At 56.4% G+C, this 598-nt stretch carries 1 pseudogene; it reads left to right on the top strand.

Annotated elements, in window-relative coordinates:
* A pseudogene (locus O2S87_RS18735) lies at positions 1–479 on the top strand (transposase); the annotation flags it as partial.
* Between the last annotated feature and the right edge of the window lie 119 nt (positions 480–598).

Here is a 598-nt window from a genome sequence, read left to right as displayed (position 1 = left end):
ACCGGCTGAAAATGTGGGTGTGGCGGGCGTTGCTGCGCGTTTCAGCGCAGCAACACCCGCAGTCTGGGCACGCCGCACTCGACAGCACCTTCTTCGACCGCCGCCGTTCGTCGTCGTACTTCCGCCAACGGTCAGGAAACACTGTACAAACGCTGAAAGTGACGACGCTAACCGATGTGGAGTCGCTCGCTGTTCTATATGTCCATATCGCAGCTCGGTGGAAGCATGACACGAAAACAGGGCCGCAGGTCGTCCGCCGGAACGCGGACGACCTGCTGACCGTTGCCGCCGACAACGGGTTCCAAGACTGGAAGACCGAGTACGAGATTGCTGCACTGGATGTTGATTATCTTGTGCACTACCGTGGTTCATCACCGAAAGCAGTCATGAACAACGCGCTCATCCGGACAAAGGGCTATTCTCAGCGCTGGATGGTCGAGACCTCGTACTCAACAACAAAGCGCTCGCTCGGCGAGAGTGGTCTGCGCTATGTTTGAATCTACGGAGCGCGTATAGGCGCTAATGAAGGCTTCTCGTCGGACCAAGTTGGTGAAACATCTGTCGGAAAAAGAGCTTGATGACGCGATCAATGAAGCAC

The organism is Halohasta sp. A2 (assembly GCF_056175805.1).
The sequence above is the reverse complement of the archived record's forward strand: the minus strand, read 5'-3'. Positions and strand labels throughout refer to the sequence as shown.